A 19,034-nucleotide genomic window follows, 5' to 3' on the forward strand; every position below is an offset into this window, starting at 1 on the left:
TCTCATGGAACGTGACTTGGTGATTGGCGGTCTATTCTGCGAGATTCCGGCGGGCGATGCGCCTCGGGAGATCGTATTCATCCCCGAGGGAAAGCACAGGATCACGCCGCAGAGCCATCCGAAGGGTATCGAGGTGAATGTTCCTGCGGAACGCGGGGATGAAGCAGCGGCCAATTTGCAGGCATCTTTGGCCGAGCGTCTTACCAAGAACGTCGGCCCATGGACCGACTTCGAGCATACCCGAAAGTATCCGGTCAGCTCCTATCCCCAGTCATTCCGCTATGAAGCGGGCAAGGGGATCATGATGGCTGTCGACTGGTCGGGTTCAGGGCGCCGAGCCGTTGAGAGCCGAGATGTGCGCTTCTTCTCGCCGGAGGTCTATCTGGACAAAAATGGCTTTCCCGTGGGACTTCCGGATAGGGGGCCAGTGGGTGGACTAGTTACCGAGCCCGCGTTTCGGGACAGTCCTCCCATCGCCGCGAGTAATGCGGCAGACGATCCAACCGATCAACAGCCATCCGCCACCATGAAGCTACTCCTTGCATCCCTCGGGATTGATCCTGCCGCTGCCGACGCCGAGACTGCTGGCGTCCGTGCCCTCGAAGCGCTGAAAGCCAGCCTTGCCACGGCTACCAAGTCCGTCACCGACCTCACCACCGAGCGTGACGGCCTGAAGACGAAGCTCACCGCCGCCGAAACGAAGGTGAAGGAAGCCGCCGAGAAGCGCGCCAACGATCTGGTGTCCGCCGCCGTGGCCGATGGCCGCATCGCCGCGAAGGACGAGGAGATGCAGAAGGAATACCGCGAGCGCCTTACCGCCGGGGACACCTTCGCTGAGAAGATCCTTGCGGGTCTGGAGAAGAAGGGCGCAGGCCTCGACAAGCCGATCATCAAGACCGGCCAGGGCGAACGCCTGACTGCTGGCGCTCTCGACACCAAGGCTCAAGCGCTCGTGACCGCGGGCGATGCGAAGACCATCGAAGAGGCTCGCGAGCTGATCTTCGCGAGCGATCCGAAGGCCTACACCGACTACCTCGCGACACTTTCCGCCGCCTGATTCCTCCACTTCCTCAACTCTCACAATTCACTATCGTGGAAACTTACACCGACACCGCTTACAAGGCCTTCGCGGAAGAGAGTACCGATGCGCTCCTGAACAAGGAGGGTTATCTCGTCGAACTCGGCACTGCCGACGGCACCGTCAAGCTGGCTACTTCTTCCGCCACCGCAATCGGCGTGCTCTTCCAGAAGCAGCCGGGCAACCCGCACGTGAACGTCCGCCTGCTTGGCAGGGGTGGCACCATCAAGGTGGTCGCTGGCGGAGCAATCGCCAAGGGCGCCCTCGTGGTATGGGGCACCGGCGGCAAGTTTGTCTCCGCCGCCTCGGGCAACACGCTCGGACGCAAGCTCACCCAAGGCACCTCCGCCGACAATGACGTGATCGAGATCGTCGATCAGCTCCGCACCACCTGATCCGCCAATCCCTAGCACACACACCTGACCTCACATGAAGGCACCGATCCTCAATCCGATCCTTTCCGGCGCTGCTGTCCGCTATATGGCGGCCTTGCCACTCGTCGGTCAACGTATCGCGCCCGTGTTCAACTCGAATGAGATGGCATCGGCCTACTACGTCTACGACACCTCGAACTTCACGAATGTTCCGACCGACATTCGGCGTGCTCCGTCGAGCGACTTCAAGCGCCTGAAGAGCACTCTCTCCAGCGACACCTTCCTGTGCAAAGATTACGGCATTGAAGAGCCGATGGATAAGATGGAGCTTCGGCTCTACGCCAGCGTCTTCAACGCGGATCAGGCGGGCATGCGCCGGGCGGTTCGGGTGGTGGCACTGAACCACGAGATCCGCGTGCGCAATCTCGCGCGTGCATCCACCCAAACCTCTTCGCCCTCGGTGAAGTGGAATGCAACCTCCGGCACCACGATCCGGGCCGATGTCCAAGCTGCGAAGAATGCGATCCAGGCATCGATCGGAATCGATCCGAACCTCCTCACCCTGCCTCGGGACGTCTACAACGCCCTGAAGTATGCGCCGGAGCTCATCGAGCTCTACAAGTATTCCCGGGATGCTGTCCTCACCAAGACCGAGATCGAGAAGGCTTTGGATATCGAGATCGCGGTCGCGAACGACCTGATCAACGTCGCCAATGAGGGGCAGGCCGCTTCTCTCGGCGCGCTGTGGACCGACGAGGCCTTCTTCTCCTACTCGGTCGCCAGCCAAGATCCGCAGGAGTTGAATTGGGCTCGCACCTTCAACTGGACCGCAGCCGATGGCTCCGGCCCCCTGGGCATCAGCACCTTCACCTACGATCAGAACGAGATCGACTCGCGCGTCGTGCGTGCCCGTCAGTTCACCGACGAGAAGGTCGTTGCCGCTGGTGCGGGTTACTACCTCTCGAACGTCCTCGCCTGATCCGGCATACACCCCGAACCGATCACATCATGAGCAAGTTCAAAGTCATTGACCCCAAGGGCATCCACTTCGGGGGAAGACAAATCAAGAAGGGCGACACCATCACCTCGCCTTCGCCTCTTGGTGCGCACATCCGCACCTTCCTCCACTTCGGCCAAATCGAAGTTGTTGAAGAGGAGGATGAAGCCGCCAAGGCCGAGGCGGAGAAGGGCAAGAAGTAAGTTTCCGGCTGAGTTTGTCTTGGGTTCGCCCCGTCCGTCCGCACAAGGCGGGCGGGGCTTCTCTTTCACACCATGTCTTGGGTAGCACTACAGGAATCCGACGTTCTCGACCGCCTGGCGGACGACGAGCGCGCTTCGTATGAAGAGGCTGGCGAGAGCGGCACGCCAACACCGCGCCTTCCCGGCATCATCAATCAGGTGACCGCCACCATCCGCGAGGCGATCGAGAGCAACCCGCAGAACTACGTGGGCGATGCAGGCAAGATCCCGCCGGGGGCCATCCTCCACGCCGCGACCCTTGCCCGCCTGCTGCTGATCGGCAGTCAACCCACGAACGAAGGGGAGACGAACCCGCGGCAACGCGAGGAGTCCGCCGCGTGGGACTACATCAAGCGCATCCAGGACCGCAAGCTGACCTTCACCGATACCCCCGCGCCTCCGCGCGATGCATCCACCGGGGCCTACGGCGGCCGCTGCTACATGGAATTCTGATGAGCGTCTTCAACGACAGGGCCGAACTTCTCGCAGACCGCCTCCGCTCGGTAGTCGGGCTAGAGTCATTTTCGTGGGTTGTCGATCGCGATGCCGATCTGAAGAGCGAGTTCGAGAAGGCCACGAAGAAAAAGCTCGGCCTTGGAGTCATCCGCTGGATGGGCGGCGCAAACCCGGATCCGAATTCCTCACGCCTCGCCATCACCTCCGGATTCAACATCACGCTTTTCCTCAAGCCGATCCTGCGCCGAGGAAAGCCGCCGGGGGATGACCTGATGGAGCTCACCGCCCGCGCTGTGCACCACTGGTTCCCCGCGGAGACACCCACCAAACTCCGATACCGCTTCGAAGTGCTCTCCACCGCCCCGATTCCGCCGCCCCCGGAAGAGCCGCATCTCCAAGTTTTCCAAATCGTGGCCCAGAGCGTCACGCAATTCTCATCCGCCATCATCCAAACCACGCCATGAGCGACATCGCCGAAGAACCCGTGAAGCCGAAGAAGACCGCCGAAGAACCCGTGAAGCTGGCCCGCATCCGCACGCTGAAGAGCGGCGTGAAGGCGAAGGGCTTCACCTTCGGCGCGAAGCAGACCGTCGATGGCGTGCCTCTCGCGCATGCCGAATACCTCAAGGGCCAAGGCGAGGCTGAGATCCTCGAAGTGTCCTGACCTCCACCATCCGATAGCTTGCCATGAAAGACATCATCCTTGGACCCCATCTGCTGTTCGCCCGCGATGGCGACGAGATCGACGGAGTTACCGTCAGCGCCGAAGCCAAGCCCGACACCACCCCTTCGAGCAACTACACGAAGGTGGCGAGTTGCGAAGGCTGGGAGCCGCGCCGCTCGGTGGAGCGCATCACCCGCCGCGCACCGAATCCGGGCCGCTATGGCGATCGCAAGACCATCCTGACCAACAAGCAGATGGAGTATGCCTTCGACCTGCAGGAGTGGTCGGAGATGACCCTCGCGGAGCTGCTGCTCGGTGGCGAGAAGCCGGTTGCCGGGGTGTTCGTACCGAATGCCAGCGAGGAGGATCTCCGCGGCTGGTGGATTGTGCAGGGCTACGACCAGGAGGATAACCTGATCGTCGCTCTCAACGTCTGGGGAGAGGCGCGCGTCGAGCAATACAAGTTCGGCGAGACGCTCAACCCCTACGCCCTGATCGTGAAGCAGCTCAACAGCACGCTGAACACCGGCGAAGTCTCCAACCTCAGCTGATCCATGGCCGCGCCTGTCACCGTCGATATGGGAAGCATCACCGGCCCATGGTCGGGATTCACGATCTCGGGTCTCGCTGGCCCGGGACAAGCCGATCTCAACGGCAACTGGACCCTGTATCCGGTGGTCGGGGGAGGCGGTGAGCGTGAGTTCCGCCATGTCGGCGGGAACGGCGTGTGCGAGGATGACGGGGACGGCAACTGGACGATCCTCCGCAACGGCATTGCCGAATTGGGGTCCGCGGATCCCGCGGCGTGGCCGTGGCTGGTGGAAGACTGGTCCAACGAGAACGTGATCACCGGCAGCCCGACCTTCGTCCGCTGGGAAGCGCCCCCGGTAGTGGTAGAGGATGGGAGCGCTGCACCGCCCGTGGCAGCCAGCCGCACGACCGGGCTAGGCACGGCCAATTCAAACCTCGTCTACACCGCGAAGGTAGCCGGGCGCATTGGTAACGGCATCTCGCTCGAGTATGACCATCCCGGCGGGATCAACCGGCCGCTCGTCGTCACCGTGCTCCCCGGCTTGGCAATCCATGTCGCCGTTCAGACCAACGGCAGCGCGACGCCGATCTCGACCGCCACGCAGGTGAAGGCCGCGATCGATGCACACCCGGTGGCCTCGACGCTCGTCTCGATCGCCAATGCCGCGGCGAACAATGGCTCGGGCGTCGTGGGTCTGATGGCGAAGGTCTTCCTCACCGGTGGATCCGGTGGCGATCCTCCTCCTCCCGGCACGATCGAATACGAAGGCGCTGGCGGTGGCCTACCCGGTCCCCCCGTGACCGTCCCCCTTTGAAGTATGGCGCTCGAGCTTTGGGATTCGGTGGTGCGCGTGACGTGGGACCCGGACGGGGCCGCCACCGTGCTTGTGCAGTATGGGGATCCAATGTGGGAGCCCGTGAAGGTCGACGGCAAGCAGGTCGTGCAGGAAGGACAAGGGCTCAAGCGCGCGGGAGTGGATAACTTCCCGCGCGGGAACGAGCGGCACGAGCTGCGGTTTACTCTCGCGCGTGAAACTCCGGGCGTGGCGGATGCCTTTGAAGACCGGCTCACGAGATCCCTTGCGGTGCCCCGAGGGAAAGGGGACATCCGGCTATCGTTCGAGAGCGGCGCCCAGTTCCGGCTCCGGAAGTGCGCCATCGAGTCTTGGCCGCATGACCAGGTCGAGCACCTGATCAAAGAGACGCTGGTCATCCGTTGTGGCGAGATGGTGCAGGAAGGAACCAGCGGACCGGATCCGATCGGGCTGGAAGCGGCGCTCCTCAACGTCACCGGCGGCGAGGGCACGATCGATGCCAGCAATGCCCCTGCTTCTCAGGAGGAGGCGGTGAAGGACTGGAACAACCGCGGCACCGGATCTAAGCTCACGAACGCGACCAGCGGCGAGCGTCCGCTCCTGCTGGACTACTCCGGCCTCTTCCTCCCCGGCGTCTCCGGAAACTATGCCGGCATCCCGGATCACGCGGTGGTCGATATGGCGGTGAGCTTCGCCGTGGGCGTTTACTGCAGGCTGCCCAGCTACCGCCCGGCCAGCCAGGTATGCCTCGCGAGCAAGTGGACCGTGGCGGGCAACCAGCGCAGCTGGAGGCTTCTGCTCAATACCAACGGCACGGTGACGATCGAGGTCAGCACCGACGGCACCGCGGGTACGATCTGGTCCCGCACCTCGAGCGTCGCGCTGCCGCTCGCGCCCTGGGACTTCCTCGGCCTGCACGTCCGCCGCGGCGATGTGTTCGTGGAATTCTGCCTCTACACCGAAGAGGATCCCGAGGCACCCATCGTCACGCTGGGCGATATCTTCAGCTTCTCACCGCTGGTCACTGCCCCGTTCAACTCGTCCGCGCCGGTGATCATTGGCGGCAGCGATGGCGGCACCGTGGACCTGATGCACGGCGTAGTATCGCGCTATCACTGGTATCGGGACAGCGCCCCGCGGGACTGGAACGGCACCACGGGCCGGGTGATCTTCACCAGCGGTGCCGACTCTGCCGCGACTCAGGTCCCGCAGATCCTCGGCAGCGCCAGCGTCTCGGTTACTCCCTACCTCGCCCGCTCCGGAACGAACTCCGCGCGCATGGTCTTCAACCCGGTGCTGCGTTTCGACGGGACCGACGACAGCTTGGCGATGGCGACTCCGGCGGCGCTCAACGCGGTGCCCGGCATCACCCTCGCCTGGCACGGGACGCTGAACACCGTCTCCGGGCCGCAGGCACTCTTCTACGCCGCGGACAACGGCAGCGGGATCCGAGTGCTGCTCGGTGCGAATGGCTCGGCGGTCGAGCTCCACGTGACCCGCGTCGACGGCGAGATGGTGGCGGTGATCAGCTTCGCCGGTGCCTTCACCGCCTTCCTGCCGGAACTGGTGATCGCGGTGGTCGATTACGCCGCGGGCATCGCCACGATCTACCTCGACGGGCAGCCGAAGGTTTCCGGCAACCTGACCAGTGCGGGAGCCACCAGCTCCGCCACGAACAGCACCGAGACCCGGATCATGGCGGGCGACGGTGGCAGCAACCCGGCGCGCGGCGAGGTGAACGCCGTCTACCTCTTGGACAAGGTGACACCATTCTCCCAAGTGCCCGCCCTCTACACGACCCTGCTCAATCAAAGCCGCTGACCCATGGCCAACGACAAGAACCCCGTTGAAATTCGCCTTACCTCCACCGCCGATACGAAGGCGATTGAGGAGACGACAAAGAAGATCGAGGCGACCACCGACGCCGCCGAGAAGCTCGCGAATGTAGAGCAGCAGAGCGAGGGTCGCGGGTTTGGCGGCCAACTCGATGCGACCAATGCCCGCGAGGCAGCGGGAGCGGTGAGGGAAGCGGCAGAGGCACAGACCGAGAACACCGCCGCACTGGAAGAGGCGACCGAGGCCGCGGAGGAAGCTTGGAAGCAGCAGGCCGATCTTGATCTCGCTCAGGTGAAGTCGGCGCGCTCTGCTCGCGAGCAGGCGGCAGCGCTTCAGGAGATCCGCAATGCGGGTCGCGCCATCATCGCCCTCCAGCTCGCTGAGCATCTTCGGGGCGCGCTGAACGAGCTTTCGAAGCTCGCGGATGAAGGGTCCGGGGCAGGCGATTCACTGGGACAAGGATTGGCCGCTGCCAAGCCCGCGATCGAGTCGGTGAAGACGGGTATCGATGGCATCACCTCGGGCCTAGGTGCAGCCATCGCGACCGGCAATCCCCTTCTTGGTCTGCTCGCCGGCACCGTCGCGATGGGTGGGAATCTCATCACCACCTACAAGGATATGCGCTTGCAGATCGAGCTGACGGCGCAGGCTCAGGCTCGGGCGAAGCAGGCGGTCGAGGACTTCGCCACCGCGCGCAGGAAGCTTTCCGACCAACTCCGCAAAGAAGCGGAGGAAGATATCTTCGAGCAGCGCGGGATAGAGGCAGCCCGGGCGACACGGGACATTCAGAATCAGAATCAGATTTCCTCCGCCGAGACCGCAGCCGCTCAGGCACAGCGTAATGCTGCGGCGCAGGATGCAGTTCGGCGGAGTGCCGATCCCACGGCCATCGCCAGCGGCGAAGCGGTCCTCCGCCTTAGCGAGGCCTTCAAGAAGCTCGACGAGTCTCTGGCCTTTGCGGAGACCCAAGCAAAGGAGGCCCAAATCGTTGCGGACAAAGCCGCCAATGATGCGAGCAACGCGCGCAATTCGGGCGACAGCTCGATCGAAGAAATACGCGCATTGGAATCCAAGGCCCGCGCAGCCAGTGAGGCTGCCGCCTCTGCTGACAAGGGCGTCGAGACTCTCGCTGCCATCAATGAGCAGAAGAAAGCCGAGCTTACCGCCACGGTTCAAAGCGAGCTTGGAAAATTGGGCGACGCGATCGGCAAGACCGTCACTGACCAGGCGAATGAGACCATCGGGTTTTTGGAGACTGCCGCGCAGGAGCAAGGCGGGAAGCTCTCCGCATCCGCCAAGCGGGTGCTCGATGATCTCTACACCATGGTTCGGGATAGCATCCCGGATGAGGAGCAGGCAGGGCAGCTGAGGAGCCTTCTAGATCAGCTCCGGTCCTCTCAAGAGGGGCGCGATACCGCGATCTTCAATGCCCTATCGGCGATGCGTGACATTGCCACCCAGAACGAAAGACGATTCTCGGAGATCGAGGGTCAGCTGGGCAAGATCAAGCGACTCGCGGCAACTCCACGACAAGACCAGTAGACATGCCCTCAAACATCTGGACCTACAGCGGGGAAGTCGGGAAGCGGCTCGATGGCAACATGAGGCCGTTCGATCCGGTCGGAGCCCAAATCTCCTTCAACGCTCTCGACAGCGACATCTGGAGTTGGAGCGTGGACCTTGCCGACATCGTTCCCGGATCGGAGATCTACCCGGAGAAGGATCAGGTCGTGAGCCTGTTCCGCAATGGGCAGCGGTTCTTCCGCGGGCATGCGCTGATGCCCCGGCAGGATGGCTACCGCATCGGCGTGCAGGTCGTGGGCCCGTGGCATTGGATGAACAAGATCCCGCTCTCCAAAGCCGTGACGCTCGACGCTGCCAGCGGTGGCGGCACCAGCCAGCGGGCATCGATCGGCTTCCCGGCCCAGAGTCTCACAACCTCGCTCGGAACCCTCATCGACCGGATGATCGCCCTCGGCGTGCCAATTCAGAAAGGGACGATCGCCACCACCTTCACAAGCATCCCGCTCACGCTGCGACAAGGTAGCTGTGCCGATGCCTTCGTGCATCTGGCTCGCAAGGTCGGCGACATGAGCATGTGGATCGATTACAGCGGCACGGGGCTCCCGCGGCTCAATATCACACGCCGGAAGGCAGGGCTATCGGTCGGTACCGCTGAGGCCATTACCCTCGACGTTTCGCAGCTTGCTCCACAGTTCAAATGTATCCCCGAGGATGACTGGCGCGTCTCGCTGGTGCGGGTTCCTTACTTCGACCGCGCGCCCAATGGGCTTCGTCGCAACCAGGAGCAGAAGGCTGGAACCCCGGAGCTCGGCCACGAGCTGCTACTTACAGCGAGCGGCGACGAGCTCGATACCTTCCTTCCGGAGGAGAAGCTCGACAGCGTGCAGGTCAAGACGATGGCTTCGAACGCCAACGCCGCGGACATGTTCGCTTTCCTGAATACGGCCGATCCTCTCCTTGCTGACCTCCGGTCCCGTGTCGGCTTCAACTGGTATCGGAACGTAGCCCGGGACGTGTCGGCACAGCATGGAGTAACCACCGGTACCCCTCTGCTGTATCATGATACGAATCCGAGTAGCTTTTCCACACCGGTGAACTTTCCCACGGCCCCGCCGGTGCTGAAGAGAAAGGACGGCACCACGCTCGCCGGCGTCTGGCACATCGTGACCAACGACGCGACGATCCCGGATTGGTTCAAAGAGGAGAATGGCATCACTGTGGAAGAGGTGGACCTCGTGGCTCAGACTTACGTCTCGATCGCGTGGAAGAGCGCTGAGGGGGTGCTGCCTGTTTTCAGCCCGCTTGATGAGTATGCGGCAGCATCGCAGTCGAAACAGGGCCGCCACAACCTCTTTGCGAGCACCTACAACATGATCAGCCATTTCATCCGGCAATCCACGATCCGGGTGAAAGTGTTGAATGCTTCGTATCCAGGGCTCACTACGGTCTACCGGCAGCCCTCCTATACGTTCATCTCGCCGCCGGCTGGATTTGCCCAAGGCATCCTTGAAGCCAGGAACTGGACGCCGCATGTGGGCGCTCTCACGCTGGAGGAAGAGGACTGCGGCGGGCAACGATATCTTGGCCGCGTGATCAACGTAACCGGTGCGGATCCAACTTTTGCCACCATGCGGGCCATGGTGCAGAGCGAGACGCTGGCGCTCGATACCGGCACCACCACGATCGCCTTGGGGCCACCGGCGCGGCTGGAGTTCCCGAACCTCCTCGACCAGCAAAGCACGAACCCGAACAACCAGATCGTCTACTTGTGAGCGACGGACCTTTCCAATGCTGGCGCGATGCCAATGGTGACCTGTGGACTTCTCCCGGCCATGCCGTGGGCATCCACTCTTCCGGCACCGTGATCTTCCAGACTCCGGATGTTGGAGCGTCGGCTATTGCCACGCCTCCTGTGCTTGCGGAAATCAAGCCGCTCGAATCTCCAGCCGGGCAGATCCTTTGCGGCGGGAGCGGTCGCAACTGGAAGATCAGCAATGGGCCCGCGCATCCAGACTTTCCTACGGGCGTGTTTCGTCCAGCTGAACCAGATTTGTGGGATAGCCCCCGCTTCGGCCTCGCAAAGGTCACCCAGGCGGGCGGAACCGTGGAACTCCACGACGGGGTGGACGTGGTCGGATCGATGTCACCGGGCAGCGGCACGGCCGCCGGCGTCGCGAGCGCCGGAACCTTTCCCTCGCAGGGATATGCCTACGACTCTTTCCTCGACCGATGGATCGGCACGGGGGATGCCGACATGCTGATCTATTTCGACACCGGCAATGGCAAGCTCACCGACGACACGGGATTTACCGTGGCGACCCGGGTCGGACCGGGCGCAACTCCAAGTGACCCATCCGGCACCTATGTCTCCGACTCCTACGGGGAATCGACCTACAACGGCGGCCTTCCGTTCATCTACACGGTGACCGTGGCAGGCGCCTCGATGACTGCCACCACGCACGGTGAGGACACCTACAACGGCGGCAGCCCATTCACCTTCGCCGCCGAGTTCGAGGGGAACATCGAGGGGCGCGCGGCTTTCGTCCGTGTGACCGCTGGCACGATGCAAGCGGGGCGCTTCGGGTGGGTAGGGTGGCAAGATTGGACCAGTGATGCGAACGCGGCTTGGAGCCTCGAGATCGACGGCAGCGGGGTGGCCCAGATCAGCGATGGCACCGATGTCGTGGCAGAGCGCGCCGCGGATTCCAGCAAGCTCTACGATGGGTCCGGGCTGTACGTCTCCACTCCTTACGGGGTGGCCACCTATGCGGATGATCCGGGCGACCCGCCTTTCGAGGTCACTGTCACGACGGAGGAGAAGCTCCCCGGCGCTGGCTACGTGTTCGTGGTGCTGACGATCGACTCCGGCTCGAATGAACTGCAGGGGATTTCCGGTCAGCAGTTCGCGGCTGCGCTGCCCCCGAATACCTCCACCGAGAAGACGTTCCCGATCGCCTGGTGCGAGCCCGGCAAGGCACCGGTGCAGATCCAGCAGGGGCCCATTATTTGGAGGGCGTAGCTATCGCCTCATCTTCCCACTTTCTGAGCCTCCCCGTTCACTACGATTAGAGCCATGCTCCAATCCTTCGGGTAGCGACCTATTGCTTCGGCTAGGACCGCTTTGCTTTGAGCGGGAGTAAGGCCCGGGACGGAAGAGCACCTCCACTTATCTAGCGTTTCCCAAGCCTCAGATTGCTCGGTGATCTCTTTCGAGATCCAATACCAATCCCCTGGATGCTCGCGCTCTGCCCCAGCGAGGATTTCATTCCGAACCGCGGACGGCATCAGGCCAGCCCCCCGCTTGAATTCTTGAACGGCAAGATAACCGCCAGCCGCTTCCTCGATCTTCCTTACCGCACTGAACGCGTAGCGCTCCTGTTGAGCCTTCTTAACTATCTCCTGACTCACACTTTGGGGAACTCCGGCAATGCCGCTATTAACGTATGCCTGAAGCTTATCCTCATCGGACATTGGCTCGAGGATTCTATGTTCCGTGTTCTGAGTCACCGATCTTCTAGCGATCTCAAGTGCCTGATCGACCTCAGCCACCGTGACGTTAGCCTCCCGGATTTTAGCCATCAGCTTAGTCGCCCCGTCGTGAAGGCTTAGAGCTTTCTCGACATCCTCGTTTTTGTTGGAGCCAACTAGATCGCCCAGAGTCAGCCGAATTTCGGTGAGGGCCTTTTCGGCCGATTCATCAGGTTTCCCGTCAGCGTCGGGGTCCAATTTCGCTAGGTTGGCATAGAAATCTGCCAAGGCTCGATTGACCTCCAGCTCGGAGGTCTGGCTCTTATCTGAAGGCTGGTCGCTTCGCTTCGACTTCGCCCGATGCTCGATCGTCATGGAGCTCGTTTCAGCACTTTGGTCGGGCTGCTTTTCGTCACAGGAAACTAGCGCGATTACGCTAAGAAGTAGGAGTGTAGATCTCATCGGCGCGTGTTCCTTTCGATGCGGTGGATAATTCTAAGCGCAACTGCCATGGACCATGACCCCACCGAGGAAAGGCAGCCCACTGCGATGCCGACGAAAAGCGCCTTTGTGTCATCTTGCATCACACCCCAGATGCCACCTGCGAGGATGGGAACCCAAGAAAGAGCGAATAGGACAAGGACGATGATCGGCTCATCATCCTGGGGAGGTTTGGCTTTCATACAGGGCCGCCCCTATGCCATTTCCCCGCGGCGCTGGCAAGATCGCTGGTGATGGCGCTGAGGTTGAACGCATCTAGACCGTTGGGCAGGGTGGGGGATTCAATGGTGGCTGTCCAATTCAGCTCCCGTTTTGCAATAGCGGGCAGAGACCCCAAGGGGCTATCTAGCTGCCCATGCACGTCGACCCTGCAATCCCGTTCAACCCTCCGCGGGCTCCCGGCTGGTATTGGTGGCGCCAGCACGATCAAAACCCGTGGGAGGCGCTGCAGGTGCGCGCTGATCATCACAAGGGTGGCGAGCTCTACGTCAGCACGGACGATGTTATCGCCTATCAGTGCGACGGCGACCCTGAGCACGAGTGGTATGGGATATGGCACGCTGAGCCGATCAAGGCACCGCCGATGTGAACAATAGGAGTGGTGAGTGATCGGCAGCGACGTGGGCTTAACGAAAATGGGGATGAAATGGCTCGAAGAGCGGTTGCGTCGGCTCTTCGAGGCGACGACGCTTTTGCATGGACGGTGCCTGGGACAAAGAAGCTGATGCTACCCTGCGGGCCGTCGAGAGCACGGCGGACATGAAGCGTTACGAGGAAGCTTGGGACGCAGTCGATCACTTGCATCCTGACCTCCGCACCCATCCCCGAGCCCTTCAAGTCCGTCTGCGATGCTGCGCGGGACTTTGCAGGTGGGAGGTGGGGGAAGAGTTGGCGTCGCTTTTGGCGGAGGGCGATCTAATTAGCCGCATGTGCGCTGCTGGCTTCTATCACTGTCTCGCGGTAGCCCACCTACAGGATGGAGATCGGCTGGAGGCACGAATGGCAGCAGGTAAAGCGGTCGCCGCATGGCAGCTATCGAGAGCTGCTATGCTTGAAGACAACCGGTTGGCGGGGCTTTTTTAGCCGGTAATCCATGCAGTCGGAACATGGGTCGGCGTGTAGATTCTCGCGTTCGGCGATCTTGACCGAGCGCGCGAAGGACTTTGACTACGAGGTGACCCTTCACCTATGAACCACCCCTCCCTAGATTCCCTATTCGCTGCCGCTGAGGCCGCGCTCGATGCCGCCGACGAAGGCGACCTCGATGTCTTCCAAGACCGGGACGGATACCGCCTGATCGTATCCGTGGCACGCGTGCAGTCTCCTTCCGATTACGAGCCATTGAAGTTGGTGGCCTTTCCACTTCCCCCCACCGACCCCGAAGACGTCGCAGAAGCTTGATCTCCTCCACGGTTCCGTGCTACAGGCCAGAACCATGGATTGCCCTCCTCCCTTGTCGGCGTTCGAGAAGTGTTTCGTCACCGCTGCTTTTTTCACCGCTGGCGCCGCCATTGTGGCCGCTGCCCTCCAGCTCGCTGGATATTGGCCATAGAAGGGACTATTTCACGCGAACCCAAGCAGCGACAACCCCTTCAGGTCCTTCTACAAGGCGGTGGTTAAACAGGCAGGAGGGCCCGGGGGTGCAACCGCGTAGACTTCGGAAGGTGCGCGCCCATTGATTTCGACTCCAGGAGGGCACAGCCGCAGCAGGCACCCAGTCGCCGACCTCGCAGTCGTCGCGAGACTGCCTGTGCACGCCCAAATCACGGTTATGAGCCACACTAATAGAACCGTTAGGAAATCCGAATGTTGCAGGATTACGGACAAAAAAGAACCCTGCGGAGTGTGCCGCAGGGTCCTGCCGAACCAAATTCCCCCCGGATGTAAGGTTCGGTGATATCAGGAGACACGAACCGTTAGATAAGGTCAACAAAAACCCGCCCTCTGCTGGGTAGCGGGGCGGGTTTTCGGCCGAGGGACCGGCAGGGCATGTCGGGGGGGGAACGGCGAGGAGGATGGGCTACCCCGGCGTCAGCGCTATTACGTGATCGCGTGGAATGATCACTCCTACACCACGGTGTCGACCTGCTCGATCATGCGATCGTAGGGGTCGAAGCACGGCCTTGGTTGGTCGAAGCGGCGAGAGGTGATCTCGACATCCCGCATCATCGGGTAGCGGTAGAAGTGAAATTCTGAGAGTTCTTCGATCCATCCGCCGAGGACAAACGCTCCGTACCGGGGCCCTTTGCATAGGACATGCGGCTCCATGGTGAACCGCTCGCCTTTGTGAAGAAACGTGATGATCCTGCGTCCACGAATGGCGGAGCGCAGCTCGTCCAGTGTCGCGTATGAAGGTGTCATAGCAGCGGCAGGCTTAAAACCCGTCCGCAGATAGGGCAAGAGAACATGCATAGGAGATCCGCGTAGTGTGCGGGCCGGCGGCCTCCCCGCCACCGGCCCGCGTTCCAGCGGGTGCCAGAAAGAGGAGGCCGGGCCCGCCCCCGCGGACCCGGCGATGCCCTATCAGCTGATGCTCTCAGCGCCTAGCAGATTGCAAGAGAACGGTGCCTGTCGTCAAGACCACGGGAGGGGAAACGCGGGCCGACCCTCCCGGTGGTCGACCCGCTCCGGAGCAACCGGGCACTATACCGCTGCCCCTTCCGAAAAGTAAGGGCTTGGGTTCCAGTCCTGCCGGGAAATCCGCGGGGCTTTTAAGCCCACAATTCCGTTAGACTAGCGCAAAATTGCCTTGAGCAGCCCCACCGCTAATAGGGAATCTACGCACGTCACGAGCGACTGCCGGGCCGGACGGGGGACAAACTATGAGGGTGAAGCTCCTTCGTCCGGCCCTACCTCAGGTGCAGCCTCGCGGCGGCGCAAGGTGATGTCGACGATCACGTTGCCGAAGCCCTCGTCTTCAAGATGGGCCTCCGGGGATCCGGTGGCGAGGAGGTAGTCGCGGGCGGCATGCAGCAACCTTCCCCGGCAATGGTTTTCGTGGTCTAGTTCGATCGAAGTGCGTGTTCTCATGTAGGTGGGACTCCACCCTCCTAGATCCATTCAATGAAACGAGAGCAGCGGCCACTTACCTCGCCCTAAGCAGGGCGCTTAAGTCAATTGACCCGCTTCCACCCCTGCCGCCCGCAAAGCACCTTTGGACTGCAAATTGTCATCAACCTGGTAGCGCCCGGCAGGACCATGTAGTCGCCCTGCATCCCGCTTGGCCTTCGATTCGCGGTCAAGATGGGAGTGCGGACCGGGGGAGCTCACCTCGAGACGTACCACACACTGCGAGGAATTCCCCGGCCCGCGGCTGCAGGGTAGCACGGGGGGCGAAAGCGCCAACTTCGGTTGTGGGACGGCTGCAAACGACGTCCTAACAAAATTCGTTCTACTTACTTGACGCACCCGGATCTTGGGTGCACTATCCACCTAGATGCACGACGACATCGATCTATTCCAATTTACCGAGATGTTCCCGACGGAGCAGTCCTGCATCGACTTCTTGGAAGCGGCTCGTTTCCGTGGTGGCTCGGTGCAATCTCCCTTTACAGGCGGCGAGTGCTATCGAGTGACAACCCGCCCAGGCACATTCAAATGCAAGGAAACTCGTCAAACCTTTAGCGTCCGGCACGGAACTATCTTCGAAGACTCGCGGCTCAAGTTGCGAAAATGGTTCTTTGCGATCTTTCTGATCCACTCGATGAGAGGAGACATCACTAGCGTACAGATCGCCAAGGCGATCGGTGTCACGCAGAAGACAGCTTGGTTTATGATCCAGCGAGTGCGCTCTGCAGTCGAGCATCGCAGCTTTTCACTGCCTACCGCTGTGGGCTGTCGGCAAGCGAAAACTCGCTCCAAACGCTAACCTTGCCGTATGAGTTCAAATTTCTCCAAGCTGGCTCCAATCTTTCGTGGCCCCTTCCTGAGGAAGGTGGCCAATGGAGCCCATATGCCTGAGCTTGCTGAACGGCTGCGTAGCTGCGGACTTGATCACTTGATGATCCTTCCACTCTGGGAAATTTTCGAGGAGGCTCATAAAGTCTTGGTCCAATATTATCGCTGTGAGTATATCTTCAAAAACATTCTTACGCATAACTGGTTCGAGTCTGAGCACGCGGTGGAGAATACATACATTACGGAGGAATTCAGGATTGGAAGGAGCCGCGTGGATCTCGCGGTTTTCGCAAATGCCTCGTTTGCCTTCGAGATCAAGACCGACTATGATTCCATGGCCCGAATCGGGACTCAGACTGAAGATTATCTTAAGGTTTTTGACTATGTTTATGTAGTCACCTCGCTAAAACTCCGCGACACTGCCGCCAAGGCAATTCCTAAGAGCGTGGGGATGCTGACGATTAATAGTTTCGGGACTCTTGAGGCCTTCCGGGAATCGGAATCACATGGGAAGTTCCTCGACCTCAAAGTCTTTCAAGGTTGCCTTCGGCAGGGAGAGATGGTGGCCATGATCGAGCAATCTACCGGACAAAAAGTCGACGTTCCGAATTCGAAGATATTTACGGAGTGCAGGAAGCGGTTTAAGCAGATGTTGCCGTTCGAGGTCCAAAAGTTGTTTGTCGACCAATTGCGCCAGCGGAGATATCCGGTCGCTAATCTGAAACTTTTGAAGGATGCTCCGCCTTCGTTGAAACACGCATCTCTTACGCTCACTGGAACCGCACAAGAAATTGAACGTTTAAGGATAAATCTAACCAAAGTCTGGCCAAGACCTGACGCCAAAAATCATGCCCACATACTTCCCCTTCCTTCGCGGGAAACAGAACGAGCTCATCGCTGTCCGTGAATTGTCAGGGCGAATCGCCGATAGCTCGGCAGTTCGTCCCATTATCGAACCCGTTAATGGCAACGCCACTACAATCGGGGCTCTAAACGAGTTCTACCGACAAGGTATGCAGTTCGGTTTGATCGTAAATCCCTCGCATGGGGAATTTGCCGGCAACGAAGCCAGGCTTCTTTCCGACGTCATCAAGCCTACTGTGCTGGATTACGACAACTTTTTCCCGATTTTGCAGGTCGACCGCAATACGAGCCTTGCCCAGGTGGAATGGTTCAAGAAGCAGTTCCCTCAGGAGTGGAAGGCGGTCATCTATAGAGCAATGCCGGAAGTGCCCAGAGTGTTGGACTGGGTCACAACAGACGCGCGGATCTATCACCATATCTTTTTGGACGGGAGGGTGTCAGGAGAATACGTCACCCAAGTCCCCGCCGCACGCCGCGTAATGATCAGGGATAATTTCAATAAGCAGGAGCGCAATAAGGACTATGAGCTAGTTGAGCACTTCACAGACATGAACACCCTCGTAGGCAATCCCGAGGGTGTGGGTTGGGGAGACTTTTCCATAGTTGGAAGCAAATTTTCGGAAGGTGGGGGCCAAGCTTATGCGGTTGCCATCCACCACGTCCACCAATCGCAAAATGGCGATCATCTTGATGTTAGCCACGCAATCTCAGATCGGCAGGACACCGATGAGGACACTCCCGGCAAAGTGATCGAGGCGGTCAACAACCTGCTCTCCCGCGTGGAGAATCTCTACCCCAATGACACCAGTGCTTGCCGTGAGTATCAGAAGATGTCTCGCACGGGCGTTTCGCGCGGGCTTGGCTACCTTAAACGTCTGGCCATTCGGCATCACCTTGAAATCTTTCTTCCTCAATGAGCGAGGATACCAACGCGTTCAATCGGCTGCCAGGATTCAAGGAGATGTTGGCACGGATTTCCCAAGTGCCAGCATCTGACGCTGGAGAACACGAGCAATTCGATGTGGTGCAGCGTGTGAGAGACGAAAGCAATGGCATCGTCTACAAGCTGATGAGCGATCATCGGTTGACTCCCGCCGAGGTACGCAAGGCCCTCGCAAATGCATTTCGGAAGACTGACATCTGGCCGGATGACGAATCGGAGATCGAGATTCGTGTGTGAATGCGCGGCTTTTCCTTTTCCCTTCCTCTCCGGAGCCAAGGAGATACCGGGGCAGCCCCCCGGGGTTTTCTATTTCCCCATCTCCCGCGCCACCCTCAGAACCGCTAGCACCACAGAGCGCCATGGGCCATGTGGTAGGCATTGAGCGGCTTGGGCACCTCGATGCGGACCTCGACCGGCCGGGCCTCCTTGTCCTCCCCGTTCCAGTCCCACTCGTGGCGCATGAAGTTCACCAGCATCTCGCGCGCGCTCCGCTCGAACTCGGTGGCCGGGGCCTGCCCGTTGTACGCTGAAGGGCGCAGCTCGACCACCATATCGAGCGCGAAGTCATCGCGGATGCCGACCTTGAAGTAGTGCCTAGGGTTCATGGGAGTGAACGCCCGGATCGCTAAGCCCATTTTACGAGACGTCAAGAAACGCTGTCAATTGAATACCTACATTTCTGTAGTAAAAAACCCTCTAGCCAAGTAATCGACGGTACGTATTCGTGTAGTGGTCAAGCTTCCCCCCGCTTGATACACCTCCCCCCAGCGAGCCCCGTGCTCGATCCCGCTGCTCCACCGGGGGCAGCGGGATCACCCAAACAAAACCTCCCATGTATACTACC

23 protein-coding genes are annotated in these 19,034 nt (G+C 60.5%); 18 read left to right on the top strand and 5 right to left on the bottom strand.

Annotated elements, in window-relative coordinates; all coding sequences use genetic code 11:
* Positions 1-4 precede the first annotated feature (4 nt).
* From OJ996_RS09080 to OJ996_RS09140, 13 genes are all read left to right on the top strand, one after another.
* Positions 5-1,057: a phage protease gene (locus OJ996_RS09080; RefSeq protein WP_264513230.1), complete on the top strand. Its 1,053-nt coding sequence runs from the start codon at positions 5-7 to the stop codon at positions 1,055-1,057.
* Between the two features lie 35 nt (positions 1,058-1,092).
* On the top strand, positions 1,093-1,473 hold the full coding sequence (locus tag OJ996_RS09085) for a hypothetical protein (protein ID WP_264513231.1): 381 nt from the start codon (positions 1,093-1,095) through the stop codon (positions 1,471-1,473).
* A gap of 34 nt (positions 1,474-1,507) precedes the next feature.
* Complete coding sequence (locus OJ996_RS09090) at positions 1,508-2,431, top strand: hypothetical protein (protein ID WP_264513232.1); 924 nt, start codon at positions 1,508-1,510, stop codon at positions 2,429-2,431.
* A 29-nt stretch (positions 2,432-2,460) separates the two neighbouring features.
* The gene (locus OJ996_RS09095) at positions 2,461-2,652 is read left to right on the top strand and encodes a hypothetical protein (RefSeq protein ID WP_264513233.1); all 192 of its coding nucleotides are present in this window, start codon (positions 2,461-2,463) and stop codon (positions 2,650-2,652) included.
* A 72-nt stretch (positions 2,653-2,724) separates the two neighbouring features.
* Positions 2,725-3,144: a hypothetical protein gene (locus OJ996_RS09100; RefSeq protein WP_264513234.1), complete on the top strand. Its 420-nt coding sequence runs from the start codon at positions 2,725-2,727 to the stop codon at positions 3,142-3,144.
* The gene (locus tag OJ996_RS09105; RefSeq protein ID WP_264513235.1) at positions 3,144-3,611 is read left to right on the top strand and encodes a hypothetical protein; all 468 of its coding nucleotides are present in this window, start codon (positions 3,144-3,146) and stop codon (positions 3,609-3,611) included. The genes OJ996_RS09100 and OJ996_RS09105 overlap by 1 nt, the downstream gene beginning before the upstream one ends.
* Positions 3,608-3,811 (top strand): hypothetical protein, encoded by a 204-nt coding sequence (locus OJ996_RS09110; RefSeq protein WP_264513236.1) that lies wholly within the window; start codon positions 3,608-3,610, stop codon positions 3,809-3,811. The genes OJ996_RS09105 and OJ996_RS09110 overlap by 4 nt, the downstream gene beginning before the upstream one ends.
* 23 nt (positions 3,812-3,834) lie before the next feature.
* The gene (locus OJ996_RS09115; protein ID WP_264513237.1) at positions 3,835-4,362 is read left to right on the top strand and encodes a hypothetical protein; all 528 of its coding nucleotides are present in this window, start codon (positions 3,835-3,837) and stop codon (positions 4,360-4,362) included.
* 3 nt (positions 4,363-4,365) lie between these two features.
* Positions 4,366-5,157 carry a hypothetical protein gene (locus OJ996_RS09120; protein ID WP_264513238.1) on the top strand — a complete coding sequence of 264 codons (792 nt, stop codon included), beginning with the start codon at positions 4,366-4,368 and terminating at the stop codon, positions 5,155-5,157.
* A 3-nt stretch (positions 5,158-5,160) separates the two neighbouring features.
* Positions 5,161-6,978: a hypothetical protein gene (locus OJ996_RS09125; protein ID WP_264513239.1), complete on the top strand. Its 1,818-nt coding sequence runs from the start codon at positions 5,161-5,163 to the stop codon at positions 6,976-6,978.
* 3 nt (positions 6,979-6,981) lie between these two features.
* Positions 6,982-8,535, top strand: a complete 1,554-nt coding sequence (locus OJ996_RS09130; RefSeq protein WP_264513240.1) for a hypothetical protein — start codon at positions 6,982-6,984, stop codon at positions 8,533-8,535.
* A 2-nt stretch (positions 8,536-8,537) separates the two neighbouring features.
* Entirely contained in the window at positions 8,538-10,289 is a 1,752-nt protein-coding gene (locus OJ996_RS09135; protein ID WP_264513241.1) for a hypothetical protein, read from the top strand.
* Positions 10,286-11,536: a hypothetical protein gene (locus tag OJ996_RS09140; protein WP_264513242.1), complete on the top strand. Its 1,251-nt coding sequence runs from the start codon at positions 10,286-10,288 to the stop codon at positions 11,534-11,536. Before OJ996_RS09135 ends, OJ996_RS09140 begins: the two co-directional genes overlap by 4 nt.
* Positions 11,537-11,544: 8 nt before the next feature.
* Here the strand turns inward: OJ996_RS09140 and OJ996_RS09145 are convergent, their stop codons facing one another.
* A complete protein-coding gene (locus OJ996_RS09145; protein WP_264513243.1) occupies positions 11,545-12,447 on the bottom strand; it encodes a hypothetical protein in 903 nt (300 codons plus the stop codon).
* A 394-nt stretch (positions 12,448-12,841) separates the two neighbouring features.
* Between OJ996_RS09145 and OJ996_RS09150 the strand changes: the two genes are divergently transcribed.
* Entirely contained in the window at positions 12,842-13,075 is a 234-nt protein-coding gene (locus tag OJ996_RS09150) for a hypothetical protein (protein ID WP_264513244.1), read from the top strand.
* A gap of 623 nt (positions 13,076-13,698) precedes the next feature.
* On the opposite strand, the gene OJ996_RS09155 is transcribed toward OJ996_RS09150, so the two are convergent.
* From OJ996_RS09155 to OJ996_RS09165, 3 genes are all read right to left on the bottom strand, one after another.
* On the bottom strand, positions 13,699-13,983 hold the full coding sequence (locus tag OJ996_RS09155) for a hypothetical protein (RefSeq protein ID WP_264513245.1): 285 nt from the start codon (positions 13,981-13,983) through the stop codon (positions 13,699-13,701).
* A gap of 570 nt (positions 13,984-14,553) precedes the next feature.
* A complete protein-coding gene (locus OJ996_RS09160; RefSeq protein ID WP_264513246.1) occupies positions 14,554-14,847 on the bottom strand; it encodes a WYL domain-containing protein in 294 nt (97 codons plus the stop codon).
* A 459-nt stretch (positions 14,848-15,306) separates the two neighbouring features.
* Positions 15,307-15,516 carry a hypothetical protein gene (locus tag OJ996_RS09165; RefSeq protein WP_264513247.1) on the bottom strand — a complete coding sequence of 70 codons (210 nt, stop codon included), beginning with the start codon at positions 15,514-15,516 and terminating at the stop codon, positions 15,307-15,309.
* A 406-nt stretch (positions 15,517-15,922) separates the two neighbouring features.
* Between OJ996_RS09165 and OJ996_RS09170 the strand changes: the two genes are divergently transcribed.
* The 4 genes from OJ996_RS09170 to OJ996_RS09185 are packed head-to-tail and all read left to right on the top strand — an operon-like array spanning position 15,923 to position 18,427.
* On the top strand, positions 15,923-16,354 hold the full coding sequence (locus OJ996_RS09170; RefSeq protein WP_264513248.1) for a hypothetical protein: 432 nt from the start codon (positions 15,923-15,925) through the stop codon (positions 16,352-16,354).
* A gap of 9 nt (positions 16,355-16,363) precedes the next feature.
* Complete coding sequence (locus tag OJ996_RS09175) at positions 16,364-17,290, top strand: sce7726 family protein (RefSeq protein WP_264513249.1); 927 nt, start codon at positions 16,364-16,366, stop codon at positions 17,288-17,290.
* Positions 17,232-18,164 (top strand): sce7725 family protein, encoded by a 933-nt coding sequence (locus OJ996_RS09180; protein WP_264513250.1) that lies wholly within the window; start codon positions 17,232-17,234, stop codon positions 18,162-18,164. Before OJ996_RS09175 ends, OJ996_RS09180 begins: the two co-directional genes overlap by 59 nt.
* Complete coding sequence (locus OJ996_RS09185) at positions 18,161-18,427, top strand: hypothetical protein (RefSeq protein ID WP_264513251.1); 267 nt, start codon at positions 18,161-18,163, stop codon at positions 18,425-18,427. The genes OJ996_RS09180 and OJ996_RS09185 overlap by 4 nt, the downstream gene beginning before the upstream one ends.
* A gap of 104 nt (positions 18,428-18,531) precedes the next feature.
* On the opposite strand, the gene OJ996_RS09190 is transcribed toward OJ996_RS09185, so the two are convergent.
* Positions 18,532-18,795 (bottom strand): hypothetical protein, encoded by a 264-nt coding sequence (locus OJ996_RS09190; protein ID WP_264513252.1) that lies wholly within the window; start codon positions 18,793-18,795, stop codon positions 18,532-18,534.
* Positions 18,796-19,034: the final 239 nt, after the last annotated feature.

It is taken from the genome of Luteolibacter rhizosphaerae, from assembly GCF_025950095.1.
GTDB lineage: Bacteria > Verrucomicrobiota > Verrucomicrobiia > Verrucomicrobiales > Akkermansiaceae > Haloferula > Haloferula rhizosphaerae.

Excerpts from the sequence above, each read along its gene's own strand:
- OJ996_RS09080 (WP_264513230.1), top strand. The coding sequence starts at position 5 with ATGGAACGTGACTTGGTGATTGGCGGTCTATTCTGCGAGATTCCGGCG.
- OJ996_RS09090 (WP_264513232.1), top strand. The coding sequence starts at position 1,508 with ATGAAGGCACCGATCCTCAATCCGATCCTTTCCGGCGCTGCTGTCCGC.
- OJ996_RS09095 (WP_264513233.1), top strand. The coding sequence starts at position 2,461 with ATGAGCAAGTTCAAAGTCATTGACCCCAAGGGCATCCACTTCGGGGGA.
- OJ996_RS09100 (WP_264513234.1), top strand. The coding sequence starts at position 2,725 with ATGTCTTGGGTAGCACTACAGGAATCCGACGTTCTCGACCGCCTGGCG.
- OJ996_RS09105 (WP_264513235.1), top strand. The coding sequence starts at position 3,144 with ATGAGCGTCTTCAACGACAGGGCCGAACTTCTCGCAGACCGCCTCCGC.
- OJ996_RS09110 (WP_264513236.1), top strand. The coding sequence starts at position 3,608 with ATGAGCGACATCGCCGAAGAACCCGTGAAGCCGAAGAAGACCGCCGAA.
- OJ996_RS09115 (WP_264513237.1), top strand. The coding sequence starts at position 3,835 with ATGAAAGACATCATCCTTGGACCCCATCTGCTGTTCGCCCGCGATGGC.
- OJ996_RS09120 (WP_264513238.1), top strand. The coding sequence starts at position 4,366 with ATGGCCGCGCCTGTCACCGTCGATATGGGAAGCATCACCGGCCCATGG.
- OJ996_RS09125 (WP_264513239.1), top strand. The coding sequence starts at position 5,161 with ATGGCGCTCGAGCTTTGGGATTCGGTGGTGCGCGTGACGTGGGACCCG.
- OJ996_RS09130 (WP_264513240.1), top strand. The coding sequence starts at position 6,982 with ATGGCCAACGACAAGAACCCCGTTGAAATTCGCCTTACCTCCACCGCC.
- OJ996_RS09135 (WP_264513241.1), top strand. The coding sequence starts at position 8,538 with ATGCCCTCAAACATCTGGACCTACAGCGGGGAAGTCGGGAAGCGGCTC.
- OJ996_RS09145 (WP_264513243.1), bottom strand. The coding sequence starts at position 12,447 with ATGAGATCTACACTCCTACTTCTTAGCGTAATCGCGCTAGTTTCCTGT.
- OJ996_RS09150 (WP_264513244.1), top strand. The coding sequence starts at position 12,842 with ATGCACGTCGACCCTGCAATCCCGTTCAACCCTCCGCGGGCTCCCGGC.
- OJ996_RS09160 (WP_264513246.1), bottom strand. The coding sequence starts at position 14,847 with ATGACACCTTCATACGCGACACTGGACGAGCTGCGCTCCGCCATTCGT.
- OJ996_RS09165 (WP_264513247.1), bottom strand. The coding sequence starts at position 15,516 with ATGAGAACACGCACTTCGATCGAACTAGACCACGAAAACCATTGCCGG.
- OJ996_RS09170 (WP_264513248.1), top strand. The coding sequence starts at position 15,923 with ATGCACGACGACATCGATCTATTCCAATTTACCGAGATGTTCCCGACG.
- OJ996_RS09175 (WP_264513249.1), top strand. The coding sequence starts at position 16,364 with ATGAGTTCAAATTTCTCCAAGCTGGCTCCAATCTTTCGTGGCCCCTTC.
- OJ996_RS09180 (WP_264513250.1), top strand. The coding sequence starts at position 17,232 with ATGCCCACATACTTCCCCTTCCTTCGCGGGAAACAGAACGAGCTCATC.
- OJ996_RS09185 (WP_264513251.1), top strand. The coding sequence starts at position 18,161 with ATGAGCGAGGATACCAACGCGTTCAATCGGCTGCCAGGATTCAAGGAG.
- OJ996_RS09190 (WP_264513252.1), bottom strand. The coding sequence starts at position 18,795 with ATGAACCCTAGGCACTACTTCAAGGTCGGCATCCGCGATGACTTCGCG.